Genomic DNA, 22,383 nt, shown 5'->3' with positions numbered 1-22,383 from the left:
CATCACGGCCGGGTCGTGCTCGACCACGACCAGCGTGTTGCCGGCGTCCACCAGGCGCTGCATGGCCACGTTGATGCGGTCCATGTCGCGCGGGTGCAGGCCGATGCTGGGCTCGTCCAGCACGAACAGGGTGTTGACCAGCGAGGTGCCCAGGGCCGTGGTCAGGTTGATACGCTGCACTTCGCCGCCCGACAAGGTACGGCTTTGCCGATCCAGCGTCAGGTAGCCCAGGCCCACATCCACGAGGTACTTCAGGCGCGTTCGGATCTCATCGAGCAGCAGGGCCAGCGCATCGTTGTCGCCACGGTTGGCCAGCGTCACGAAGGAGAAGAAGCGCTGCAGTTGCGAGATGGGCATGAGCATGACGTCATGCAGGCTCAGGCCAGGCAGGGCGTCGAACACCGCGCGGGACATGCCCGTGCCATGCGGCTTGAAGCGCTTGCTCGGGGCCAGCACGGCATCGGCATCTTCGCGCGAGCCCAGGCGCCACAACAGCGATTCAGGCTGCAGACGCGCGCCATCGCAGGTGGGGCAGGTGGTGTAGCTGCGGTACTTGGACAAGAGCACGCGGATGTGCATCTTGTAGGCCTTGCTCTCCAGGTACTCGAAGAAGCGCTTGATGCCGTACCACTGCTTGTTCCAGTTGCCCTTCCAGGTGGGGTCGCCATCGAGCACCCAGGCCTTGTGCTCAGGCGTCATCTGGGCCCAGGTGGTGTCGCGTGGGATGCCGGCATCACCGGCGTACTTGATCAGGTCGGCCTGGCAGTCTGCCCAGGCGGGCGTCTGCAGCGGCTTGATGGCGCCGCCACGCAGCGTCTTCTTGCCATCGGGGATGACCAGGCCCCAGTCCACGCCAATCACGCGGCCAAAGCCCCGGCAGGCCGGGCAGGCACCCGCCGCGGAGTTGAACGAGAACATGCCCGGTGTGGGCGCACTGTAGCGGCGGTGGCTGTCCGGGCAATGCAGGCCGGCGGAGAAGCGCCACAGCTCTGGTTCGCCTTCGCCATCTGGCAGGGCATAGACCGTGATGTGGCCGCTGCCGCGCTTGAACGCCACCTCCAGGGCTTCCATCACGCGGGGGCGGTCCAGATCGGCGCCGGTGGGATCGGCACCGATGCGGAAGCGGTCGGCGACCACGTCGAGTACCAGGCGCTCGTCGGCTGCGATGTCGGTGCTGGCTTCGTCCTTGGCTTTCTTGCCTGCTGCCTTGGTCGCTTTCTTGGCGGCGGCCTTCTTCCTGGCCGGTTTGGCGCCATCGGCGTCCTCGGCAGAGGCTGTGGCCTGGGTGGCGGTCAATGCGGCAGACGGCAATTGACTGGTCTTGACCACCCGCTGCGCCTGGATGCGCGAGAAGCCGCTGACCGACAGCCATTCCTGCATCTGCTCGGGCGTGGTGTTGGCAGGCAGTTCGGCACCGAATGTGATCACCACGCGACGACCACCTGGCGTAGCAGCGCATTGCGTGAGCAATGCCTCGAACACGGATTGTGGTGTGTCCTCTCGCACCAGCAAACCCGTATCCTGATCAAACAGTTGTGCAGCCCGCGCAAACAGGAGTTTGAGATGGTCATTGAGTTCGGTCATCGTGCCGACCGTCGAGCGCGAGGTGCGCACCGGGTTGGTCTGGTCGATGGCGATGGCCGGGGGGACACCCTCCACGCGGTCAACTGCGGGGCGGTCCATGCGATCCAGGAACTGGCGCGCGTAGGCACTGAAGGTCTCGACATAGCGGCGCTGACCTTCGGCGTACAGGGTGTCGAACACCAGCGACGACTTGCCCGAACCACTGGGGCCGGTCACGACCGTCAGCTCACCCGTACGGATGTCCAGATCGAGGTTCTTGAGATTGTGCTGGCGGGCACCGCGTATGCGGATATCGGACATGAGACACCTTGCGCTGACAAGCCGCTGCAGGAGGATACCGACAGCAGGAGCGCAAACATTCTAGAGACGGATTGATGGCGTTGCGGTCCACAGGGCTACTTCTTTCACGCCATCGGGTTGGTTGACAAAAAAGTTCTGGTTTTTGCCTCAAGTCTGGTTTGCGGGCGACGTTAACCCGTGGGTGGCTGGGCCTCACGAGGGCCTTTGGCATGGGTGACGCTCATGCCTCACCCGGCGTCCAGGGGGCCTTGGAGGACGTGTATGCGGCGCACCGGCTGACACAGCGATCGGTTCGCCGCCTTTGTATTTGCAAGGAAACGGAAGTGTTCAGCACCTGGATTGCCAATTTGCCCATTCGCTACAAGTTCATCTTGTTGAGTGTGGTGGCCCTTCTGATGGCGGGCGCGCCATCGGCGCTTGTTGTTCATGGTTCCGTGGGCAACTTGCAGTTCCTGAAGGAGGAGGTTCGAGGCCTGGCACCGTCTCAAGCCTTGCTGAATCTCGTTCGCCATACCCAGGCACATCGGGGCCTGTCCTCGGCTGTCCTCAGTGGGGATCCCGGCATGCAGGCGCAACGTGCGGAGCGCCAGCAGTCGGTGGAGCAGGCGTTCGAGAGCGTCGATCATGCGCTGGATGGTTTGACGGCCAAATCAGACGTCAAAGCCAAGCTGAGCCAGTTGCACCAGAGCTGGCAGGTGCTGTCAAAGGATGTTGGTGCAGGGGGCATGCCTCCCGCCGAGAGCATGCAACGGCATACGCAACTGGTGCAGCAGCAACTGCTGTTGCTGGAAGATGCGCTGGCTGTCTCCGGCCTGGCACTGGATGCCGATGCGCAGTGCTATTACCTGATCATGACGGCCTTTCGCGATCTGCCGCGCCTGAGTGAGCGTCTGGGCCGATCCAGAGGCAAAGGCACGGGCATTCTTGTGCGCAAGGATGCACGGGAGGCTTTGACGCTGTCCTCCCTGCTGGAAGAGATGAAGACGTTTGCCGTGGACGTCGAACGTGGGCTGGACAAGTCGGGCTTGCTCAAGGAGCCTGGTCAGGATGAGCTGGTGGCCCTGGTCACCAAGGCCAGAAGCGAGTTGCAACGCGGCCAGGTCCTGGTTGACAAGATCGTGCATGCCGACGATCTTGCGGGGATGGAGGCCAAGGCCTATTACAAGGACATGACCGAGGTGATCGAAGCTCAGTTCGCAGTGAGCGAGCGCATCGTCTCCAGCCTGGTGGAGCGCCTGCACGCACGCGAGCGCCAGGAAACGCTGAATGTGATCGTGACGCTGGTGGTGATGCTCTTCATGCTGATACTGGGGGCCGCACTGGCCATCGTGATCACGCGGATGACCACCAGAACCGTCCAGGGCGCTGTCGATGTGGCCAAGGCGATTGCCAATGGAGACCTGACGTGCACCATGCATACCGAGCAGCGCGACGAGATCGGTGAGCTGGTTCGAGCCATGGGGCAGGCGGTGCATCAGTTCAAGCACGTGGTGACCGACATCAAGGGGGCCAGCGAATCAGTGGCCACGGCGTCTACTCAGATTGCGCAGGGCAACCTGGACCTGAGTGCGCGCACGGAAAACCAGGCTTCTTCGCTGCAGCAAACCGCTTCCTCCATGGAGCACATGTCCAGCACGGTGAGCGCCAATGCGCGGACTGCCCAGAACGCCAACCAGCTCGCACTGGCCGCCGCCGAAGAGGCCACCCGCAGCGGCGAGATATTCGGCCAGGTGGTCAACAAGATGTCGGCCATTCAACAGTCGAGTCGTCGTATTGCGGAAATCAACGCGGTGATCGACGGCATTGCTTTCCAGACCAATATCCTCGCCTTGAATGCAGCGGTCGAAGCCGCCAGGGCGGGCGAGCAAGGGCGTGGTTTTGCCGTGGTGGCGTCGGAAGTGCGCAATCTGGCGCAACGCTCTGCACAGGCCGCACGCGAAATCAAGTCCCTCATCTCGGCCAGTTCCGACAGCGTGGACGAAGGCTACGCACTGGCGTCACAAACCGGTGAGGCGATCGAACGTCTGGTGGATCAGGTCCAGCAGGTCAGCAGGCTGATGTCGGAAATTGCCGCGGGCAGCGAGCAGCAGCACCAGGGCATCACCGAGGTCAATGCGGCGGTGAGCCAGCTTGATCAGTCCACGCAGCAGAATGCCGCGCTGGTAGAAGAATCCAGTGCGGCTGCCAGCAATCTGCGGGATCAGGCGCAGCAACTGCTGCATGCGGTGGGTCAATTCCGGCTGGCTTGAGCGGCGCCTGTTTCATGTCAACATAGCGCCTTGAATTCTTCATTCAGGCGCTTTTTTCGACATGACCATCAAACGCATCTTCATTGCCCTGCTGATTCTGCTGCTACCCGTGCTGTACTTCGTGGGCGCGATCAAGTGGAGCTATTCCGACGGTGAACGGGCTGGCTGGGTGCAGAAGCTCTCCCGCAAGGGCTGGGTCTGCAAGACCTGGGAAGGCGAGCTGGCGCTGGTGTCGCAACCCGGCGCGCCGCTGGAAAAATTTCCCTTCACCATCTGGGACGACAAAGTAGCCGAGGATCTGAACAAGTTCATCGGCAAGCGCGTGTCCCTGCACTATGAAGAGAAGGTGGGCCTGCCCTCCAGCTGTTTTGGCGAGACGCGCTACTACATCACCAGGGTGACGGCGGTGGATGACATTTCCATCTCGCCTGGCGTGGTGGTGCACACGGCACCGGTGGCATCCCAGCCTGCATCGGCGGCCAGCGCGCCGTGATGGTCTTGCTGCGCTGACAGCGCCCCGGCCTCAACCGGGTGGCCCCAGGCAAAAGGCCCGCTTCAAGCGGGCCTTGTCACGTCTGCGGCGCGGCGCCTTGGTGAATCAGCGCACCAGCAGCACGGGCGTCTTGCAGCGTGCCAGTACCTGCGTGGCCACCGAGCCGGTCACCAGGTTCATCAGGTTGCTGTGGCCGTGCGAGCCCATGATGATCAGGTCGAACTTGCCCTTGTCGGCCAGTTTGGAGATCACCTCGGGCGCGTGGCCCGTCTTGGCCACATAGTTCGTGGCCAGATCGTGCTTGGCCGTGAACTTGCGGATGGGCTTGAAGATGCCTTCCGCCGTGTCGTCGTAATAGGTCTTGAGCTGGTCAGCCGGGAACATGGAGGCTGCATGAGGCGGGATCATGGGCACCACGGTGAGCACCGTGAACTCATGTGCGCCGCTGAGCCATTCTTCATGGGTGGTCAGCCAGGCCAGCATGCGCTTGGTGTAAGCACTGCCATCAACGGGGAGCAAGATCTTCATGAGGGTCCTCTTCTCTTCAGCGAGACGTCGTTCAGGGTGGAAGTCTAGTGCCAATCCGGGCGTTCGATGCCTGATGACGTTGCAGAGTTCCGCAAGAGGTGACCGGTTGGTGGGGTAGCGCACCGACCATCTGGCGATGGCTCCCTACATTGCAGTTTCCGAGTACACCTCCAACACCAAGGAAACGAACATGAACTGGGACCGCATTCAAGGCAACTGGAAGCAAGTGACTGGCAAGGCCAAGGAGCAATGGGGCAAGCTGACCGACGACGATTTTGACGTCGTGGCCGGCAAGCGTGACCAGTTGCTGGGCAAGATCCAGGAGCGTTACGGCGTGGGCAAGGATGCAGCCGAGTCGCAAATTGCGGCCTGGGAGAGCAAGGCTGATGATTCGTGGTTCACCATCAAGGCCAAGCACAAGCTGTGAGGCGGGAGCCTCAAGGCAGGTCGATCACGAAGTGTGGCTGATAGGTCTGCTGCTCGCCCTTGCTGAAATAGCCACGAGGGTTGGCCACCACGCGACACGCGTACGGCTGGCCCTCGCTGGTGCCCGAGACCACGAAGTCATTGGCGCAATGCAGGTGGCCATGCATCCAGACCTGGGCCAGGGACAGCAGGTGATCGAGCGAATTGCAAAAGCCCGCTGTGCCTGGCGTGGCGCCATAGCGCGGATCGCCACTGCGCAGGGTAGGGGCGAAGTGGGTGACGGCCACTGTCGTGCCTTCGAAAGGGCGCGACAAGGCCTCGCTCAACCAGCTCTGGCAGTCCAGTGACAGTGATCGCATGTCTTCGGCGAGCATGGGGATGCCGCTTCGGAGCGTGGTGTTCTTGCGCAGGTAGAAGTTGGCGGCGCGATAGGCCTTTTCAAGGGCCTGCAGGCGTTTGGTCTCCGTGCGCTCGGTTTTGGCGAAGGCTTCGAAGTCGCTCCACAGCGTGGTGCCTACAAAGCGCACCTGTCCGATGGTGAGGATTTCCTGGTCCAGCCACTCGATGCCGAGCCGTTCGCAAGTCGCTTTCAGCCGGGCACGGGTGGGCTCGAACTCCAGTGAGTCGAACTCGTGGTTGCCCGGGATGTACAGCACGCGGGGCCATGGCGCATCGGGCTGGCGTGGCGAGAAGCGAGCCAGACCGAAGTCATCGTCCTTGAGCAGCGAGCCAGGCTGGTAGGAGCCGATGTCGCCCGCCAGCACGAGCACGTCCACCCCCGGGGCTGCACTGGGTGTGAAGTCCGGGTAGCGTTCGAGGTGCAGGTCCGAGACCAGTTGGATGCGCATGTCAGGCGTGCCGAGCCAGTACAGGGCGGCAGTGAGCCGCCAGATCCCCGATCAATTGGCGCCGTGACAGTTCTTGTACTTCTTGCCGCTGCCGCAATGGCAGGGGTCGTTGCGGCCGATCTTGGGGCCGTCGCGCACCACGGTCTCGACCTTGACGCGCTCGGCGATGCCGATCTGAGCCAGGTCCACCACGTCGAACACCAGGGCCTCGATGGCCTCGTCCATGTTGCGCAGCGGGTGTTCGTCGTCCAGGGCCTTGGTCATGGCCTGCTGGGTTTCGTCCTGCTCGGGCAGATGGCGCCAGATGGAGTCCAGCAGATCCGGCACGCCGGGCAGGGCGGCGTCTTCCAGTTGCGGGAAGTTGGCCAGCGCCCATTCGAAGCCGGCGGCCCAGTAGCCGATGCCTTCCATGGCGTCCTTGCCTTCCAGCACCTTGCCGTCATCGTCTTCGATCAGCGGGATGATGGGGTCGAACCAGCCGTCTTCCAGGATGCCGCGCAGGATTTCGTCCTTGCGGCGCGTGATCAGGCCGATCAGCTTGTCATGTTGCGCCTGCGTCCAGCCTTCGATGCCGCCTTCGGGCATGCCTTCTGTGCCGAAGATGGGGGGCAGCCATTGTTCGGGCTCCAGCAGCACTGGCTGCACGAGCACGCCGGCCAGGTAGCCGTCGAGGATCACGGCATCAACGGTTTCAAACGGTGCGGGCACGGCGGCCAGCAGCAGGTCGATCTCGTTGATGTCGGCGTCGGTCAGCGCGGGCGTGTTTTTCATGGCGGGGGCTATTTCGGTGCGTCAAAGCCTGCATTGTGCCGGGAATACTTTATGCGTGGCCGCCCTGGTCATCAATTGCGCGTGAAGGAGCTGCACCATGCTGGATACGACTTCCACCAAGTTCTCCCATGTCAGGACCGAAGACACCGAGTGGCGCGGCGAAGGCTTGCGCGATTTCTTTCTTTACAAGGACCTCGGCATCAAGGACGCGACCAATGGCAAGGTGATCGCGCACCTCGTCAAGGCGAACAGTGCGCCAGAAAAGGGCACTGGCTGGCACCGACATGAGGCTGATTTCCAGATCGTCATCATGACCAAGGGCTGGGCCCGCTTCATGTACGAGGATCAGGAGACCCTGGTGAAGGCGGGCGATTGTGTTCATCAGCGCCCGGGCGTGCGGCACTACCTGTTCGATTACTCGCCGGACATGGAGTACCTGGAAATCGTCAGCCCGGCTGATTTCCGGACAGTGGACGTGCCAGCCGTGTGCCCGATCCCCGAGTCCACGCCCTGGGATGGCCCGGAGGCTTGAGGCGGGTTGTGGCAGGCCGCGGGTTCAGAACTCCACGTCGAGCTCGTCGATATCGAGGGGCTCGGACTTGGCACCCTTGAGCCATTCCTTCATCTCGGGCTGGCTCAGCATCAGTTCGCAATACGCCTGGCTGATGGGGTCGACCTTGACGTCATAGGTCAGGAAGCGGGTGCACACGGGGGCATACATCGCGTCAGCGATGGTGCGTTGCGCGCCAAACAGGAAGGGGCCGCCGTAGGTCTCGATGCAGTCACGCCAGATGGCGGTGATGCGGTCGATGTCGGCCTGGGCGCGCGACCAGATCTTGAACTTCGGGAAGTGGTTGCGCAGGTTCATCGGCAGGGACGAGCGCAGCGCAGAGAAGCCTGAATGCATCTCGCCGCTGATGGCGCGGCAGTGGGCGCGGGCCTTGGCGTCGGCCGGCAGCAGGTGGGCTTGCGGGCAGACCTCGTTGAGGTATTCGGCAATGGCCAGGGTGTCCCACACGCGGATGCCGTTGTGCTCCAGGCAGGGCACGAGGATGGATGAGGACAGCAGCAGGATTTCGGCGCGCGTGGACGGGTCATCCGGCGGCAGCACGTGTTCTTCCAAAGGCAGGCCGGCAAAACGCGTCAGCAACCAGCCGCGCAGGGACCACGACGAGTAGTTCTTGCTGGTGATGGTCAGTGTGGTGGTCGTGTCGGTCAGGGCTTTGGCGGCAGGCGCCTTGGCCACAGGGGCCTTGCCGGGTTTGGCCGCTGCGGTGCTCGCGGTCTTTTTTGCCGCTGCCTTTTTGGCAGGTGCTTTGGCAAGGGTGGCCATGGGGTCTCCTTCTACTGGTGTGAAGCCGTACGGGTTCAGCCTGCAAGCGTTGTGCCATGTATGGGCGCCGGGCCCGGCACGTTTGGCGTTCAACAAAGGTGGCTCGCAACTTGCAGAACATTCAGCGTTGCCTTCGATGGGCGTCACTGCGAAGAGAACCGCATGCTTTACTCGACCTATCAGGCTCAGCACACGATGCTGGAGCCGTGGCGCGTCATGTCACAAGGGATCGCCGATGCCTTGCACCACATCCTGCCGGCCGGGCCGGCCCAGTCCTCCATGGAGGAGTTGCTGGCTGGCGGTGTGTTTGCACGCAGCCTCGCGGCGGCCAACGAGGTGTTCACCCGCCTCAAGCTCACCCACACGCGGCCCGCGTTTGACATCCCCAGCGTGATCAGCCTGGGCCGCGAATACGCCATCACCGAAGAAAAGGTGATGAGCACACCGTTTGGCACCTTGCTGCGCTTCCGCAAGGAGGGTGGGCCGGAGCAGCCTCGCGTGCTGCTGGTGGCGCCCATGTCAGGGCACTTCGCTACCTTGCTGCGCGACACCGTGCGCACGCTGCTGCAGGATCACGACGTCTACATCACCGATTGGCACAATGCCCGCGACGTGCCGCTGCGCCACGGTCCATTCGGTCTGGACGACTACACCGATCACCTGATCCGATTCCTGGATCGCATGGGGCCGGGTTCGCACTTGATGGCCATTTGCCAGCCTTGTGTGGCCGCGCTGGCCGCTACGTCGTTGATGGCGCAGGATGCGCACCCTGCGCAGCCCCGCAGCCTCACCTTGATGGCCGGCCCCATCGACTGCCGCGTCAACCCCACGGGCGTGAACGAGCTGGCCACCAGCAAGCCCATGAGCTGGTTCGAAGAGAACATGATCCACAAGGTGCCCTGGACGCAGCGCGGCGCGGGCCGCAAGGTCTATCCGGGCTTCGTGCAGCTCACGGCCTTCATGGCCATGAACCAGGAGCGCCACAAGAAGGCCTTCGAGGACATGTACCACCACATCGCCGCTGGCGAGCACGAGAAGGCCGCCCACACCAAGGCCTTCTACGAAGAGTATTTCGCCGTGGCCGACCTGCCTGCCGAGTTCTACCTGGAGACAGTGGGCAAGGTCTTCCAGACCTATGACCTGCCACGCGGTGAACTGAGCTTCCGCGACACGATGGTGGACCCGAAAGCCATCCGCCGTACCGCGCTGTTCACGGTCGAGGGCGAGCGTGATGACATCTGCTCGGTTGGCCAGACGGTGGCCGCTCAGGATCTGTGTACCTCGGTGCGCCCCTACTGGCGTACCCATCACGTGCAGACGGGCGTGGGCCATTACGGTGTGTTCAGCGGCCGTCGCTGGCAGAACGAGATCTACCCGCGCGTGCGGGATGTGATCCACCAGACGGCGGCGTGAAGTCCGCCAGGCGCCTCAGCGCTTGACTGCATCCTGCAGTTGCTGCAGCGCGGTCGGGTCCTCGATGGTGGTGAGGTCCCCGGTATCGCGGCCCTCGCACACGGCCTGGATCGCCCGGCGCAGCAGCTTGCCTGAGCGTGTCTTGGGCAGTACGTTCACGAAGTGCACGCGGGCCGGGCGCGCCACGGCGCCAAGTTGCTGGTCTACCGTATGCATGATCTCGGCTTCGAGTGTCTTGCAACCCGCTTCATCGGCCACGCGGCTGGCGTCCCGGGCGACCACGAAGGCGCGCGCCACCTGACCTTTGAGTTCATCGGCCACGCCCACCACGGCCACTTCGGCCACGCCTGGGTGGCTGCTCACGGCTTCTTCGATTTCGCGTGTGCCCAGGCGATGCCCTGCCACGTTGATCACGTCGTCGGTGCGGCCGAGGATGAAGTAATAGCCGTCCTCATCGCGGATGCCCCAGTCGAAGGTGTTGTACACCTGCTGGTGGCGGAACGTGCTCCAGTAAGTCTTGACGAAGCGCTCGTCGTCTCCCCAAACCGTCTGCATGCAACCGGGGGGCAGAGGGCCTTCAATGGTCAGCACGCCCTTCTGATTGGGCTGTGTCAGCTCTTCCCCTGTGACGTCGTCCAGCAGCTTGACCTTGTAGCCCGGCATGGGGACGCCAGGCGAGCCCAGTCGGGTCTTCGCATCCGGGTCGATGCCGCGCGCCAGGCTCAGAATGGGCCAGCCGGTTTCGGTCTGCCAGTAGTTGTCGATGATGGGTTTGCCAATGGCGTCGCCGATCCATTGGGCGGTGGGTTCGTCCAGCGGCTCGCCGGCGAGGAACAGGTGCTTGAGGCTCGACAGGTCATGGCGCTTGAGGCAGTCCGGATCCTGCTTCTTGAGCACGCGGATGGCCGTGGGCGCCGAGAACATCACACTGACCTTGTACTTCTCGACCAGCGACCACCAGATGGCCGCGTCGGGCCGGATCGGCAGGCCCTCGTAGATGATCGTGGTCATGCCGACCAGCAAGGGGCCATAGACGATGTAGCTGTGGCCCACCACCCAGCCGATGTCGCTGGTGCAGAAGAAGGTCTCGCCGGGTTTGCCGCAGTAGATCTGCGCCATGGAGGTGGCCAGGGCCACGGCATAGCCGCCGGTATCGCGCTGCACGCCCTTGGGCTTGCCGGTGGTGCCGCTGGTGTAGAGCGTGTAGCTGGGATGAGCCGAATCGACCCATTCGCAGGGCACCTTGGCGTCCAGCACCTCCTTGCGGGCGGTGTGGTAGTCCACATCACGGGGGCTCACCATCGTGGCTTCTGCCAGGCCGCGGTTGACCAGCAGCACGTGCTTGACGGGTTGCTGACACAGGCTCAAGGCTTCATCCAGCAGCGGCTTGTAGGCGATGACCTTGCCGCCGCGCGAGCCCGCATCGGCCGTGACGATCACGGTGGGTTTCGCATCATCGATGCGCGTGGCCAGCGAGTGCGCTGCAAAACCGCCGAACACCACGGAGTGGATGGCTCCCAGTCGCACGGTGGCCAGCATGGCGATCACCGCTTGCGGGATCATGGGCATGTAGATGAGGACGCGATCGCCCTTGCCCACGCCCATGCCGCTGAGGATGGCGGCCATGCGTTGCACTTCAACAAACAGCTGACCGTAGCTGATGGTCTGCTCTTTGCCCGTCTCGGTGGAGACGTAGATCAGCGCGGGCTGATCAGGGCGATGGGGGACATGTCGGTCGACCGCGTTGTGGCAGAGGTTGGTCTGACCACCACCAAACCACGTCACGAAAGGAGGCTTGCTGTCATCGCAAACCTGCTCGAAGGGTTTGTGCCACTCGATGCGCTCGGCCTGTTCGGCCCAGAACGCATCACGGTCGGTAACCGACCGCTTGTATACAGCTGCGTAGCTCATGTCGATTCCCTGGGCATGCCTTGTCGCACGCCGTCTGTTATGTCGACATACTAGATTGTCCAAATTACCCCTCAAGTGAGGGGTATCCCCATGAAAATGGGGTCAGGGCTCTGAAACGTCCTGAAAAGCGGGTTTCAGGCCTGAAAAAATGCCTAAATGAACACGGCGGCTCTGCGCAGGATGAAGAGCCCGAAGAAGCTCAAGCCGAGGACGACGCCCCACTTCAGCGCTTGCATGGCACGCTGGCGCCAGATGGCCTCGCCGGTCAGGGTGTGCAGCACCATGCAGATGGCAAAGCTGCCGATGAGCAGCAGGGCCAGCAAGCGGAAGATGGCGCCCATGGCCGTTTACCAGGCGGGGGCCAGTTCGGCCATGCCGCGCGGCGCCTTGGCCTCGTCTTCGAAGGTGACGATTTCCCAGGCGTCCTGCTGCGCCAGCAAGGCATGCAGCAGTTTGTTGTTCAGGGCGTGACCGGATTTGTACGCCGTGTAGGCGGCCAGCAGCGGGTGGCCCACCACGTACAGGTCGCCAATGGCGTCCAGGATCTTGTGTTTGACGAACTCGTCGTCGTAGCGCAGGCCATCGCTGTTGAGCACGCGGTAGTCGTCGACCACGATGGCGTTGTCCATGCTGGCGCCCAGGCCCAGGCCACGGGCGCGCATCATCTCGACATCCTTGGTGAAGCCGAAGGTGCGGGCGCGGGCAATGTCGCGCTTGTACTGACCGGTGGCGAAGTCGAACTCCACGCGCTGGCCGGTCTGGTCGACGGCAGGGTGGTCGAAATCGATCTCGAAGGCCAGTTTGTAGCTGTTGTACGGGTCCAGTCGAGCCCACTTCAGCGTTCGGCCCTCACCTTCACGCACCTCGACGGTCTTGAGCACGCGCAGGAATTTCTTTGGGGCCTTCTGCAACTCGATGCCTGCGCTTTGCAGCAGGTAGACGAAGGCCGCGGAGGACCCATCCAGGATGGGGACTTCCTCGGCCGTGATGTCTACATAGAGGTTGTCCAGGCCGAGGCCAGCGCACGCCGACATCAGGTGCTCGATCGTGTTGACCTTGGCTGCGCCCGGATCACCACCTGGCGAGATGGTGGTGGCCATGCGGCAATCGCACACTGACTGGGTGTTCACGGGGATGTCCACTGGCTGGGCCAGGTCCACGCGGCGGAACACGATACCGGTATTGGGCGGTGCAGGCCGCAGGGTCAGTTCGACACGCTGCCCGCTGTGCAGGCCCACGCCAACGGCTCGGGTCAGAGATTTCAGGGTGCGTTGTTGCAGCATGGGCGACATTATCGCGTCAGAAAGAGAAAAGCCCGCTGATGCGGGCTTTGCTGTGAGCCAGGCGCCCCTCTCGGGGCTCGGGGCATCAGATCTGGCGGCGACGGCGAGCCAGGAAGCCGGCCACAGCCAGACCGCTGAAGGCCAGTGCCAGGGATTCGGGTTCAGGCACGGCGGAGATGTCGTTGGTGGCCACTTCAACGCGAGCGTGGAAGTTCAGGCTGCTGATGGCATCGGTGCTGCTCAGCGACGCGTAGTGGGTGTCGCCAACCGTCCAGAAGGAGTAGGTGACGCCTTGGTCCACCGTGCTCCAGTTGGCATTGGGGTCAGAGTAATAGTGGCTCACAGCCTGGTAGCTGTCGCCAAAGCCGACGATGGAGTAGCCGAAGCTGCCCAGGGCGCCGCTGTTGGTGCCGCTCTGGCTTTCCTTCCAGCTGAAGGTGACCTTGCTGTTTTCACCCAGGTCGAAGAAACCGTTCCACTGAGCCGTGGCGTAGGCGCTACCGCCGGCTGCGGGGGTGGTCACGATGGCCGACAGGCTGTTGGCCGACACGGCAGCGGAAGCGATGGCGTTGGTCAGCGTGGTGCTGGCCGAAGCGGTGTCGAACATCTTGCCGTAGCCACCGGCCTGGTCGATGGGCGAGACCTCGTAGAAAGGCTTGTCGCTCGACACGGCGTACATGTTGTAGTACTGGCCGACTTCACGGGTCCAGCCGAAACCACCCTGGTCAACGGTGATGTTGAAGTCGGTCAAGCTGGAAGTCACCGTGGAGGCAGCTTGAGCCGAAGTGGCCAGCGCCAGCGAGGCAAGTGCGGCAGCAATGTGTTTGACGGACATGGTGTTCATTTCGGTAAGGGTTGGACTGAGGCTGGGGCTCTTTGAAAACTGCGAAGAATCTAAGCCCTCAGAACATGGACGAATGTTCGCGCTTTCCTGGGGAAAAATGTTCCCCCTGACTTGGTGGATTTAGGTGCATATTTCACGCGAACTTCACAATATGGGACATTGTTTGCGGGTTTGTCCGATAACCAGGGTGAGGGTAATTCACGGTTTCCTGGCTTTCCTTGCAAGTGCTCCTGGCTTTTTGTCGGTACCGACGAAAAAAAGCCCGCACTTGGCGGGCTTCTGGCAGGTCCGTCGAGACCTCGCCGGGCGTGTGTGTTGATCTTTCTTACATGCGGCGACGGCGCAGCATCATGCCGACGGTTCCCAGGCCGGCCAGCAGCAGGGCGTAGCTTTCGGGTTCTGGCACGGCTGGGGCCACCACGTCGCGTGTGTAGGCCTGGATGCCGGACTGGAAGCTGCCATAAGCCCAGGTGTTGCCGGTGTTCTTGAACGTGATCGAGAAGTGTTCGGTGGTGCCGTTACCCAGTTCGAACCCGTCGGCCGACTGCGCAGGACCGGAGGCAAGGTACTGGAAAGTGCGTTGCTGGTTGCCCACCTTCACCCAGCTGTTCACCGCCATTTCGTTTTCGTTGGCATAGGCAAAGGGGCCGCTGGCGTTGCCATTGTTGATGCCGTAGGCATAGGCGTCCCACTCGAACTTGACCGTGGTGTGCGCGGCCACAGCGAAGGTGCCGGTCCAGTTGCGATCAGCCTGCGCGAAGCCACCTTTGTCGGACGTGGAGACTTGCAGCGCGCTCATCGCGGACGAGAACGTGCCGGTGGCGCTGGCGCCCGCAGCCGTGGTCACGGTTGCCTGGTTGTCAGAGGGGATGGTGGCGATATCGGTGAGCAGGGCGCCGTAAGAGGGCGAGCCTGGGGACGTCCAGCCGGTCTGGTCCTGCGCGATGGCGCCGATGGTGCCGTTCGAGCTTGTCCAGTAAAAGAGGGGGTAGCCCAAGGGGGCTGGGCCGCCGGTCGCCGTGACTTTGAAGTTGATGGTCTTGACCTCCAGGGAGGAGGTGGCGTGGGCGCTGATGGACAGGCAGATGCCGGCGACGGCCGTGGCAAGGAGCTTGATTTTCATGGGTTCCGAAAGGTAAGTGGATCAGGCGCTGCGCGAGACGCGGTGCGCTTGCGCGAGGATTTCGTCACATTGGAACCGAGGTGCCACCGGCTTCAAATCCCGAATTCGGGGGGACCATGGCGCCAGGCATTTCAGAGGGTATGGGTTCTGTCGCCATGCGAAAAACCGATGGCATCAAACCAGGGGCCCTTCACGAAGCCGATCACCTTGAACAGCTCGCCCATCTCGTGTTCAGCCACCAGCATCTGCATGGCAGCGCGTGATTTCAGTTCGCTGGCCGTGCTGGCCTGCCCTGTGCCGGCCAGGGCTTCGGCCAGGCCACAGTTGGTCAGAAAGCGCCCTTGCGAGGTGTAGCCCAGCACCTCCCAGCCTGCTTCCTGGCCCGCGAGCGCAATGCCGGTGAAGTTCACGTGGGTGGTGATGTCCTTGTCGCCCACCATCTGCAGCGGATCCGGGTCCGCGGTGTGGGCGTGGTGACACATCAGCGTGCCACCCGTGCGTTGCGGCAGGTAGTACTCGGATTCGGGGAAGCCGTAGTCCAGGAAGAAGGCGGCGCCCTTGTTCATGCGCTGGGCCAGCGTGGCCACAAAGGCCTCGGCCTGGCCATGCGTTTCGGTGACCGTGCCGGGCAGATACAGGTCGTCTTCATGTTCGGTCGGGGGGCGCACGCCTTCGGGGGCGGGGCGGTCAACCCAGATGAAGCGGCGGGCGGTTTCCGGGTCGGGTGACAAGGCCACGCCGCGTTCCATCCAGGCTTTGCCGCTCCAGGCCAGCAGGTGCACGGGGATGGCGTCCAGCACCTCGTTGCCTACGATGACACCGTTGATCTCGTCAGGCAGGCTGTCGGCCCAGATCACCTTGTGCGCCATCTGCGGGTGGGCCTTGACGATGTTGTGATGCTGGCGGTCGCGCAGGCTGCCTGACAGGTCGACGATGGTGTAGCGCTTGATGCGGTCACCCAGTTCGCCCAGCAGTTGCACGGCCAGCGCACCGGTGCCCGCGCCAAACTCCCAGATCTCGTCCGTGCCGGTGGCTTCCAGGGCCTGGATGAGCTGGCGGGCCAATGTCTCGCCAAACAAGGGCGTCAGCTCAGGTGCCGTGACGAAGTCGGAGCCATCTTGCGGGCGATGGCCCAGCACGCGGCGACCGCCGCTGTAGTAGCCCAGGCCAGGCGCGTAAAGCGCCAGTTCCATGAAGCGCTCGAAGCGCATCCAGCCCCCGCGTTCGCGGATTTCATGGGCGATCAGATCGGCCAGCGGGTGACTGGTGACGGGGGCGGCCACTACACTGTGGTCCGGATTCGTTGGGCTGCGCATGCCCCGATTGTAGAAAGCCCATGCCTGACTCTTCTGCCTCTTTGCCTGAAAGCCCCGTTCGCCGGGTGGCGCTGGTGACCGGCGCAGCCAAACGCCTGGGCCGCGAGATCGCCTTGACCCTGGCGCGTCAGGGCTGGGACGTGGCCGTGCATTGCCGCCAGTCGCGCGACGAGGCCGATGCCACCGCCGATGACATCCGTGCCCTGGGCCGCCAGGCCTGTGTGCTGAGCGCCGACTTGTCTGACGAAGCCGCGGTGCGCGAACTGGTGCCGCAGGCGGCGGCCATCCTGGGTCAGCTGGATGCGGTGGTCAACAGCGCCTCGGTGTTCGAGTACGACAACACAGCATCTTTCAGCTACGCCATGCTGGAGCGCCACATGCGTGCCAACACGGCGCCGGCCATCGTGCTGGCGCAGATGCTGGCTGCCCATGCGGAAGTGCGTGGCGCGCACGGTGCGGTGGTCAACATGCTGGATCAGAAACTGTGGAACCCCAATCCGGACTTCCTGAGCTACACCTTGTCCAAGGCTGCGCTGGAGTCAGCCACCACCTTGCTGGCGCTGGCCTTGGCGCCGCGCGTGCGCGTGGTGGGGGTGGCGCCCGGCCTCACGCTCACCAGTGAATGGCTCAAGGGGGAGCAGTTCGAGCAGGTTCACAAGCTGTCCCCCCTGGGGCGGTCATCCACGCCGCATGACGTGGCCGCCACCGTGGCCTTTGCCCTGGCCAATCAGTCCATGACGGGCACCACGCTGCTGGTCGATGGTGGCCAGCACCTTCAGCGCTTCGAGCGCGACTTTTCAATGATGCGAGACGCCCCATGTCCCTGACCAAAGGCAACCAGATCCTCAAGCTCACCGGCCTGCGTTTTGACGCCAACCTGGGTGTGCTGGAGCAGGAAATCGGCACCCCGCAGCCCATCCAGGTCGATGCCGAGCTGAACATGGGCAGCCAGCCCTTGCTGCCGCACGATGACGAGATCCTCAATGTGCTGGACTACCGCAAGGTGCGCGCCATCATCATCGAGGACTGCACCGCCGTGCACGTCAACCTGCTGGAGACGCTGATCGGCAAGCTGTGCAAGCGCCTGATGGAGCTGCCGGGCGTGCTGGGTGTGCGCGTGAAGATCGCCAAGCTGGAGATCTTCGAGGACTGCGAAGTCGCCATCCGCATGGAAACCGGGCAGTGGTGAGCTGAGCCATCGCATGGGTGCCGTGGTTTCCACACGCGAGGGCAGTGCCAGCCTCAGCTACGCACTGGCGGTGCTGGAGTACCTCGAGGCACGCGGGTGCGACCCGGTGCCCGTGTTCGGCACCGAGTGGGTGGAGGGGCTGAGGCGGGCCGAGGGGCCTGTGCGCCTGTCCATGAGCGAATGGTTCCACCTGCTGCGCAAGGCCAGCGTGGCGCTGGGCGATCCTGCCTTTGCCGTGCGCCTGGCCTCGACGATCAAGGCCAGGCACCTCGGGCTGCTGGGCTTCCTGTTGATGTCGTGCGATTCGGTGGGGGCTGCGGCGCTGATTCTCCAGCGCTACGAGCAGTTGCTCGACAGCGTCAATGCCGCAGATTTCCACATCGACGGCGACTTCTGCAGCCTGACCTGGCGCCCGCTGATCGACTCACCGCCGGTCGACGCCATCATGCTGTCGATGTCCCTTTGGGCGAACCATGCGCGCTGGCTGACGGAGCGGGATGACCTTGTGGCCGATGTGCGATTCACCTTCGCGCGCCCTGCTGATGAGGTAGTGAGCTGCCTGCAGCAGACGTTTGGTGGGCAGGTGCTGTTCGGGCAGGCCCTCAACCAGATGGTGATCCCGGTGGCTTACCTGAGCCTGCCTGTGGTTCAGCGTAACCGCGAGGTGCATGCCTCGCTGCGCCAGCAGGCTGATTCCGAGCTCACGCGCCTGTTGGGTGAGGAGTTGGGTTTTCTGGCGCATCTGGAATGGGTGCTGGCGCAAGGCCTGGAGCAAGGGCGCTCCACGCTGCAGCAAACGGCCGAGACGGTCAACATGGCGCCACGCACCCTGCAGGACCGATTGGCCCAACACGGCTTGAGCTTTCGCGAGTTGCTCGACCGTGTGCGGCATCGCCTGGCGGAGCATCACCTGAGCAACCCCAGCCTGTCATTGGCGACCGTGGCCGCCCGGCTGGGGTTCTCGGATCAAAGTGCCTTCCAGCATGCCTACAAGCGCTGGACAGGGCAGGCGCCGGGCGAGTTCCGACGCCGCATGAGCACGCAGGGCTGAGCGCTTACTGACAGGTGCTGGTCACGGGCACATCGTTCAGACGGTCCATCAGGAAGTTCAACGCCTTGCCCCAACCTGTCACAGCCAGCAGGAGGTGGTCGTTGAGGCTGCGGCGGTAGGTCACCTTCACGCCCTTGCTGCAATACGACTTCACCAGCGCGTCCACATCGGCGATCGGCATCAGCTCATCGATCGTGCCCTGGTAGATATAGGCGGGCGCGCCTGGTACACGTTGGCCCAGCCGGTTTTTGGCGATGACCTCCTTCACGCGAGGTACAGCCAGCAGATCGGGTACCACCGTCAGGTTTTTCATCTTCTGGAAGGCGAAGGCGGTCAGCGGGTCGGGTGCGCCCGTCAGAAACTGTCCCAGGCACATGTCCTGCGCCTTGACCAGCATCTCGGCGCCTTTGGCGTTCACCAGTGCAGCGGGGTTCACTTCAGGATACGAGTTGGCCAGCGCCGCCACCGCACCGAAGTACACGCCTGCGAACAAGGTGCCATCCACCTTGCGGGCCACATTGCCCAGATCCACCGGCACGCCACCAGCGGCCACGCCCTTGATGTTGAGCTCAGGTGCATAGCTTCTGTAGAGCTCGTTGGCCCAGGTCGAGGCCAGTGCGCCGCCCGAATAGCCCGTGATGACGACCGGCGTGTTGACGCCGTCCAGGCCGGCTTGCTGGAAGTTCTCGGCGGCCCGGATGCCATCCAGCACGCCCTGGCCGGAGATCAGGCCATCGGTCCAGAATGACTTCAGCCCTTCATAGTCAGGCGCCATCACCACCAGCCCGTTTTTCAGCGCGCCCTGAATGAGCGCCTGCTCCAGCGCCGTGCCCTTGACGAAGGAGTAGGACGGTGCGCAGCGCAGTGTCAGCGCGTCGTAGGCCACGTTGTAGGCCATCAGCTTGCGGCCGGTGATGGGGGCGTTTTCCGGCACCAGCACCGTGCCCATCATGGCAATCGCCTCGCCGCTGCGGTTGGTGGAGCGGTACATCACCTGCCAGGCCTGGCCCTTGACCGGGAAAAGGTAATAGGCCTTGGCCGTGATCTCGCGGATGCGCAGCAAGGTGCCAGGTGCCACGGCTGACAACTCGCTGGCGGGCGGCGGGCTGTAGAAGGCGTCGGCCTGGGGCAGGGGCGCGGGGGTGGCAGGAGGCGGGTAGATCGCGGGGGATGTTTGTGCCGAAGCCCATGGGGACGTCAGCATCACCAGCGGCGTGAGCAAGGCGCTCAGGATCTGTCGAGTTTGTCTCTGCATTTTTCTTTCCGGAGGTAAGGAATGGGCTGCCTTGGCGGCAGGTTGTGAGGACCTCAGCGGGTCACGGTTTCATCCTCCGGGCCGGTGGGCCGGGCGTATTGGGCAAACGTGCGGATCTGATGTTCGAGTGCGCAGCTTGCGGGTTAGCCCCGCCAAGCCGTCGCGTGCGCTTATCCGGAAAGACCCGCAACCCCTCGCCTGAAGGTCGTCAACCAGGGCGCGGCAGGGGTGAGGTGACGGATTACCTCGTCTGAGGGGGTATTCCCCCGGAAAAGCTGTCGCAAATCGGGCAGATCGGCGAAAATGGAAGGTTATGACGCAAGCTGCCCACGCCGCCATGGTCGATGACCAGGCCATCCACGAGTCCCATCTGAGTGCTGTGACCCCCGAAAAGGAAGTACGCATGGTTGACGACGCCCTGTTGTTCGCCCAGGCTGCCCTGGTGGTCGAATCCGGCTCGCCCTCGGCCATCGCCGACGCGGCCGAAGAGGCGCGCGCCAAGAAGCACGCCTTCGAGATGAACAAGCTCAGCAAGCGCCTGCACCGCGAAGTGGGCGAGGCCATCACCGACTTCAACATGATCGAAGACGGCGACAAGGTGATGGTGTGCATGTCCGGCGGCAAGGACAGCTACAGCATGCTCGATATCCTGATGAACTTGCAGAAGCGGGCCCCCATCCGGTTCGAGATCATCGCCGTCAACCTCGACCAGAAGCAGCCCGGCTTCCCCGAGCACGTGCTGCCCGAGTACCTGACCAAGGTCGGTGTGCCCTTCCGCATCGAAGAGCAGGACACCTACAGCGTGGTCAAGAAGGTCATCCCTGAAGGCAAGACCACCTGCAGCCTGTGCTCGCGCCTGCGCCGCGGCATCCTCTACCGCGTGGCCACCGAAGTGGGCGCCACCAAGATCGCCCTGGGCCACCACCGCGACGACATCCTGCAGACCATGTTCATGAACATGTTCTTTGGCTCCACGCTCAAGGGCATGCCGCCCAAGCTGGTGACCGACAACGGCGAGCACGTGGTGATCCGCCCCATGGCCTATTGCCGTGAGAAGGACCTGGCCACCTACGCGGAGCACCGCCAGTTCCCCATCATCCCGTGCAACCTGTGCGGCAGCCAGGAAGGCCTGCAGCGCCAGCAGATGCGCGAGATGATCAACGAGTGGGATAACAAATTCCCCGGCCGTGTGGACAACATGTTCACGGCCCTGTCCAACATCGTGCCCTCGCACATGATGGACCGCAAGCTCTACCCCTTCGAGACCATCAAGGCCACCGGTACGCCCATGAAGGGCGGCGACATCGCCTTTGACGAAGACGAAGGTTGCGGTGACCCGAGCGATGGCCTGTCGGCCGAGACCAAGGTCTCGCTGTCGACCATCAGCATCCGCAAGGCTGGTTGAACAGGATGAGGCACATGTCGGGGCTCACCACACACATCTGGAAGCCCCTGCTCTGTGCGGCGGTGGTCTTGCTCACGGCTTGCGCCGGGCCTCGGGTCATCACCAGCCAGGTGTCCAGCAGCGGCACGTGGCCCGAAGGGCGCAAGCCTGGCGGCCACTACGTGTTCGAGCGTTTGCCTTCCCAGCAGACCAAGGCGGAAGTGCAAGACAAGCTGGAAGCCGCAGCACAGCCTGCGCTGGCTGCCGCCGGTTTCGAGCCGGTGGCGGATCCAGAGAAGGCTGATGTGAGCGTGCAGGTTGGCGTGCGTGTTCAGATCGATCAGCAGCGCGCCTACTACCGTGATCCTTTCTGGGGGCCAGGTCCCTGGCGTCCGGGCCTGGGCGGCTGGTGGGGCGGTGGCCGAGGTGGCCTGTCCATGAGCCTGACCATGGAGCCGCCCTGGGTGGTGATGACGGTGGACCTGCTGATCAGTGATCGTCGCAGCAAGCAGACCCTGTACGAAACTCATGCCCGCTATGACCGCCAGGGCGTGGCCGACGATCGGCTGTACCCATGGCTTTTCGAGGCTGCGCTCAAGGATTTCCCACACCAGGCGGTCAGTCCACGTGCGGTGACTGTCACGATTCCCGACGACAATCACTGATCCAACAAACAGGTTTTACATGTCGCTTTCCATTGTCATCATGGCTGCGGGCAAGGGTACCCGCATGAAATCGGCGCGGCCCAAGGTGCTGCACAAGCTGGCCGGGCGTCCGATGCTGTCTCACGTCATTGCCACCACCTCCACCCTGGCTGCCGCGCAGCAGGTCGTGATCACGGGCCATGGCGCCGAGATGGTTGAATCCAGCATGAAGGCCGCGTTTGCGCAGGCACCTCTGCAGTTCGTGCGCCAGGAGCCGCAGTTGGGCACCGGCCACGCGGTGCAGCAAGCCGTGCCGGTATTGCCCGACGATGGCATTACCCTGATCCTCAATGGCGACACGCCCCTGATCCAGGCCAGCACGGCGCAAGCCCTGATCGATGCCTGTGGCGGCAAGCAACTGGCGCTGCTCACCATCAA

The 22,383-nt window shown here is 63.4% G+C and carries 22 protein-coding genes and 1 pseudogene; 11 read left to right on the top strand and 12 right to left on the bottom strand.

Annotated features, from left to right (window positions below):
• Window positions 1–1,884, bottom strand: a pseudogene (locus VFW93_RS02690) (excinuclease ABC subunit A); the annotation flags it as partial.
• Window positions 1,885–2,207: 323 nt separating this feature from the next.
• On the opposite strand from VFW93_RS02690, the gene VFW93_RS02685 reads away from it, so the two are divergent.
• Together VFW93_RS02685 and VFW93_RS02680 are read left to right on the top strand one after the other, a co-directional pair.
• On the top strand, window positions 2,208–4,133 hold the full coding sequence (locus VFW93_RS02685) for a methyl-accepting chemotaxis protein (protein ID WP_329692445.1): 1,926 nt from the start codon (window positions 2,208–2,210) through the stop codon (window positions 4,131–4,133).
• Window positions 4,134–4,194: 61 nt separating this feature from the next.
• A complete protein-coding gene (locus VFW93_RS02680; protein WP_329692444.1) occupies window positions 4,195–4,626 on the top strand; it encodes a hypothetical protein in 432 nt (143 codons plus the stop codon).
• 105 nt (window positions 4,627–4,731) lie between these two features.
• Here the strand turns inward: VFW93_RS02680 and VFW93_RS02675 are convergent, their stop codons facing one another.
• Entirely contained in the window at window positions 4,732–5,154 is a 423-nt protein-coding gene (locus tag VFW93_RS02675; protein ID WP_329692443.1) for a universal stress protein, read from the bottom strand.
• Window positions 5,155–5,344: 190 nt separating this feature from the next.
• Here VFW93_RS02675 and VFW93_RS02670 point away from each other — a divergent pair, with 190 nt between their 5' ends.
• On the top strand, window positions 5,345–5,581 hold the full coding sequence (locus tag VFW93_RS02670; protein ID WP_329692442.1) for a CsbD family protein: 237 nt from the start codon (window positions 5,345–5,347) through the stop codon (window positions 5,579–5,581).
• A 10-nt stretch (window positions 5,582–5,591) separates the two neighbouring features.
• Here VFW93_RS02670 and VFW93_RS02665 read toward each other — a convergent pair whose 3' ends face one another.
• Window positions 5,592–6,428, bottom strand: a complete 837-nt coding sequence (locus VFW93_RS02665; protein ID WP_329692441.1) for a metallophosphoesterase — start codon at window positions 6,426–6,428, stop codon at window positions 5,592–5,594.
• A gap of 51 nt (window positions 6,429–6,479) precedes the next feature.
• Entirely contained in the window at window positions 6,480–7,199 is a 720-nt protein-coding gene (locus tag VFW93_RS02660; protein ID WP_329692440.1) for a UPF0149 family protein, read from the bottom strand.
• Window positions 7,200–7,296: 97 nt separating this feature from the next.
• Here VFW93_RS02660 and VFW93_RS02655 point away from each other — a divergent pair, with 97 nt between their 5' ends.
• Window positions 7,297–7,731: a cupin domain-containing protein gene (locus VFW93_RS02655; RefSeq protein ID WP_329692439.1), complete on the top strand. Its 435-nt coding sequence runs from the start codon at window positions 7,297–7,299 to the stop codon at window positions 7,729–7,731.
• Between the two features lie 24 nt (window positions 7,732–7,755).
• Here the strand turns inward: VFW93_RS02655 and VFW93_RS02650 are convergent, their stop codons facing one another.
• Window positions 7,756–8,532: a glutathione S-transferase family protein gene (locus tag VFW93_RS02650; RefSeq protein ID WP_329692438.1), complete on the bottom strand. Its 777-nt coding sequence runs from the start codon at window positions 8,530–8,532 to the stop codon at window positions 7,756–7,758.
• Between the two features lie 162 nt (window positions 8,533–8,694).
• Between VFW93_RS02650 and VFW93_RS02645 the strand changes: the two genes are divergently transcribed.
• A complete protein-coding gene (locus VFW93_RS02645; protein ID WP_329692437.1) occupies window positions 8,695–9,945 on the top strand; it encodes a polyhydroxyalkanoate depolymerase in 1,251 nt (416 codons plus the stop codon).
• Between the two features lie 15 nt (window positions 9,946–9,960).
• Here the strand turns inward: VFW93_RS02645 and VFW93_RS02640 are convergent, their stop codons facing one another.
• The 6 genes from VFW93_RS02640 to VFW93_RS02615 all read right to left on the bottom strand — a co-directional run bounded on the left by VFW93_RS02640 (window position 9,961) and on the right by VFW93_RS02615 (window position 16,422).
• On the bottom strand, window positions 9,961–11,919 hold the full coding sequence (locus VFW93_RS02640) for a propionate--CoA ligase (RefSeq protein WP_329692436.1): 1,959 nt from the start codon (window positions 11,917–11,919) through the stop codon (window positions 9,961–9,963).
• 89 nt (window positions 11,920–12,008) lie between these two features.
• Window positions 12,009–12,197 carry a hypothetical protein gene (locus VFW93_RS02635; protein ID WP_329692435.1) on the bottom strand — a complete coding sequence of 63 codons (189 nt, stop codon included), beginning with the start codon at window positions 12,195–12,197 and terminating at the stop codon, window positions 12,009–12,011.
• Between the two features lie 6 nt (window positions 12,198–12,203).
• A complete protein-coding gene (gene lpxC, locus VFW93_RS02630) occupies window positions 12,204–13,139 on the bottom strand; it encodes a UDP-3-O-acyl-N-acetylglucosamine deacetylase (protein WP_329692434.1) in 936 nt (311 codons plus the stop codon).
• An 85-nt stretch (window positions 13,140–13,224) separates the two neighbouring features.
• Window positions 13,225–13,974, bottom strand: coding sequence for a PEP-CTERM sorting domain-containing protein (locus tag VFW93_RS02625; protein WP_329692433.1), 750 nt, complete (start codon window positions 13,972–13,974; stop codon window positions 13,225–13,227).
• Between the two features lie 334 nt (window positions 13,975–14,308).
• A complete protein-coding gene (locus tag VFW93_RS02620) occupies window positions 14,309–15,106 on the bottom strand; it encodes a PEP-CTERM sorting domain-containing protein (RefSeq protein ID WP_329692432.1) in 798 nt (265 codons plus the stop codon).
• Between the two features lie 131 nt (window positions 15,107–15,237).
• The gene (locus tag VFW93_RS02615; protein WP_414639564.1) at window positions 15,238–16,422 is read right to left on the bottom strand and encodes a class I SAM-dependent methyltransferase; all 1,185 of its coding nucleotides are present in this window, start codon (window positions 16,420–16,422) and stop codon (window positions 15,238–15,240) included.
• Window positions 16,423–16,442: 20 nt separating this feature from the next.
• On the opposite strand from VFW93_RS02615, the gene VFW93_RS02610 reads away from it, so the two are divergent.
• The 3 genes from VFW93_RS02610 to VFW93_RS02600 are packed head-to-tail and all read left to right on the top strand — an operon-like array spanning window position 16,443 to window position 18,662.
• Window positions 16,443–17,249 carry an SDR family oxidoreductase gene (locus VFW93_RS02610; protein WP_329692431.1) on the top strand — a complete coding sequence of 269 codons (807 nt, stop codon included), beginning with the start codon at window positions 16,443–16,445 and terminating at the stop codon, window positions 17,247–17,249.
• Window positions 17,240–17,611, top strand: a complete 372-nt coding sequence (locus tag VFW93_RS02605; protein ID WP_290642725.1) for a dihydroneopterin aldolase — start codon at window positions 17,240–17,242, stop codon at window positions 17,609–17,611. The genes VFW93_RS02610 and VFW93_RS02605 overlap by 10 nt, the downstream gene beginning before the upstream one ends.
• Before the next feature lie 13 nt (window positions 17,612–17,624).
• Entirely contained in the window at window positions 17,625–18,662 is a 1,038-nt protein-coding gene (locus VFW93_RS02600; protein WP_329692430.1) for an AraC family transcriptional regulator, read from the top strand.
• Window positions 18,663–18,666: 4 nt separating this feature from the next.
• Here VFW93_RS02600 and VFW93_RS02595 read toward each other — a convergent pair whose 3' ends face one another.
• Complete coding sequence (locus VFW93_RS02595; RefSeq protein ID WP_329692429.1) at window positions 18,667–19,917, bottom strand: lipase family protein; 1,251 nt, start codon at window positions 19,915–19,917, stop codon at window positions 18,667–18,669.
• 403 nt (window positions 19,918–20,320) lie between these two features.
• Between VFW93_RS02595 and ttcA the strand changes: the two genes are divergently transcribed.
• From ttcA to VFW93_RS02580, 3 genes are all read left to right on the top strand, one after another.
• The gene (gene ttcA / locus VFW93_RS02590; RefSeq protein ID WP_329692446.1) at window positions 20,321–21,322 is read left to right on the top strand and encodes a tRNA 2-thiocytidine(32) synthetase TtcA; all 1,002 of its coding nucleotides are present in this window, start codon (window positions 20,321–20,323) and stop codon (window positions 21,320–21,322) included.
• A 14-nt stretch (window positions 21,323–21,336) separates the two neighbouring features.
• Window positions 21,337–21,966, top strand: a complete 630-nt coding sequence (locus VFW93_RS02585; protein WP_329692428.1) for a DUF4136 domain-containing protein — start codon at window positions 21,337–21,339, stop codon at window positions 21,964–21,966.
• Window positions 21,967–21,985: 19 nt separating this feature from the next.
• The coding region (locus tag VFW93_RS02580) for an NTP transferase domain-containing protein (protein WP_329692427.1) at window positions 21,986–22,383 on the top strand (398 nt) is incomplete at its 3' end.

Source organism: Aquabacterium sp., assembly GCF_036279675.1.
In the GTDB taxonomy this organism is placed as follows: domain Bacteria; phylum Pseudomonadota; class Gammaproteobacteria; order Burkholderiales; family Burkholderiaceae_C; genus Aquabacterium.
This window is presented reverse-complemented; position numbering and strand designations above follow the sequence as displayed.

Coding starts and splice junctions, on each gene's coding strand:
- VFW93_RS02680 (WP_329692444.1), top strand. CDS start 4,195: ATGACCATCAAACGCATCTTCATTGCCCTGCTGATTCTGCTGCTACCC.
- VFW93_RS02675 (WP_329692443.1), bottom strand. CDS start 5,154: ATGAAGATCTTGCTCCCCGTTGATGGCAGTGCTTACACCAAGCGCATG.
- VFW93_RS02670 (WP_329692442.1), top strand. CDS start 5,345: ATGAACTGGGACCGCATTCAAGGCAACTGGAAGCAAGTGACTGGCAAG.
- VFW93_RS02665 (WP_329692441.1), bottom strand. CDS start 6,428: ATGCGCATCCAACTGGTCTCGGACCTGCACCTCGAACGCTACCCGGAC.
- VFW93_RS02660 (WP_329692440.1), bottom strand. CDS start 7,199: ATGAAAAACACGCCCGCGCTGACCGACGCCGACATCAACGAGATCGAC.
- VFW93_RS02655 (WP_329692439.1), top strand. CDS start 7,297: ATGCTGGATACGACTTCCACCAAGTTCTCCCATGTCAGGACCGAAGAC.
- VFW93_RS02650 (WP_329692438.1), bottom strand. CDS start 8,532: ATGGCCACCCTTGCCAAAGCACCTGCCAAAAAGGCAGCGGCAAAAAAG.
- VFW93_RS02645 (WP_329692437.1), top strand. CDS start 8,695: ATGCTTTACTCGACCTATCAGGCTCAGCACACGATGCTGGAGCCGTGG.
- VFW93_RS02635 (WP_329692435.1), bottom strand. CDS start 12,197: ATGGGCGCCATCTTCCGCTTGCTGGCCCTGCTGCTCATCGGCAGCTTT.
- lpxC (WP_329692434.1), bottom strand. CDS start 13,139: ATGCTGCAACAACGCACCCTGAAATCTCTGACCCGAGCCGTTGGCGTG.
- VFW93_RS02625 (WP_329692433.1), bottom strand. CDS start 13,974: ATGTCCGTCAAACACATTGCTGCCGCACTTGCCTCGCTGGCGCTGGCC.
- VFW93_RS02620 (WP_329692432.1), bottom strand. CDS start 15,106: ATGAAAATCAAGCTCCTTGCCACGGCCGTCGCCGGCATCTGCCTGTCC.
- VFW93_RS02615 (WP_414639564.1), bottom strand. CDS start 16,422: ATGCGCAGCCCAACGAATCCGGACCACAGTGTAGTGGCCGCCCCCGTC.
- VFW93_RS02610 (WP_329692431.1), top strand. CDS start 16,443: ATGCCTGACTCTTCTGCCTCTTTGCCTGAAAGCCCCGTTCGCCGGGTG.
- VFW93_RS02605 (WP_290642725.1), top strand. CDS start 17,240: ATGTCCCTGACCAAAGGCAACCAGATCCTCAAGCTCACCGGCCTGCGT.
- VFW93_RS02600 (WP_329692430.1), top strand. CDS start 17,625: ATGGGTGCCGTGGTTTCCACACGCGAGGGCAGTGCCAGCCTCAGCTAC.
- VFW93_RS02595 (WP_329692429.1), bottom strand. CDS start 19,917: ATGCAGAGACAAACTCGACAGATCCTGAGCGCCTTGCTCACGCCGCTG.
- ttcA (WP_329692446.1), top strand. CDS start 20,321: ATGGTTGACGACGCCCTGTTGTTCGCCCAGGCTGCCCTGGTGGTCGAA.
- VFW93_RS02585 (WP_329692428.1), top strand. CDS start 21,337: ATGTCGGGGCTCACCACACACATCTGGAAGCCCCTGCTCTGTGCGGCG.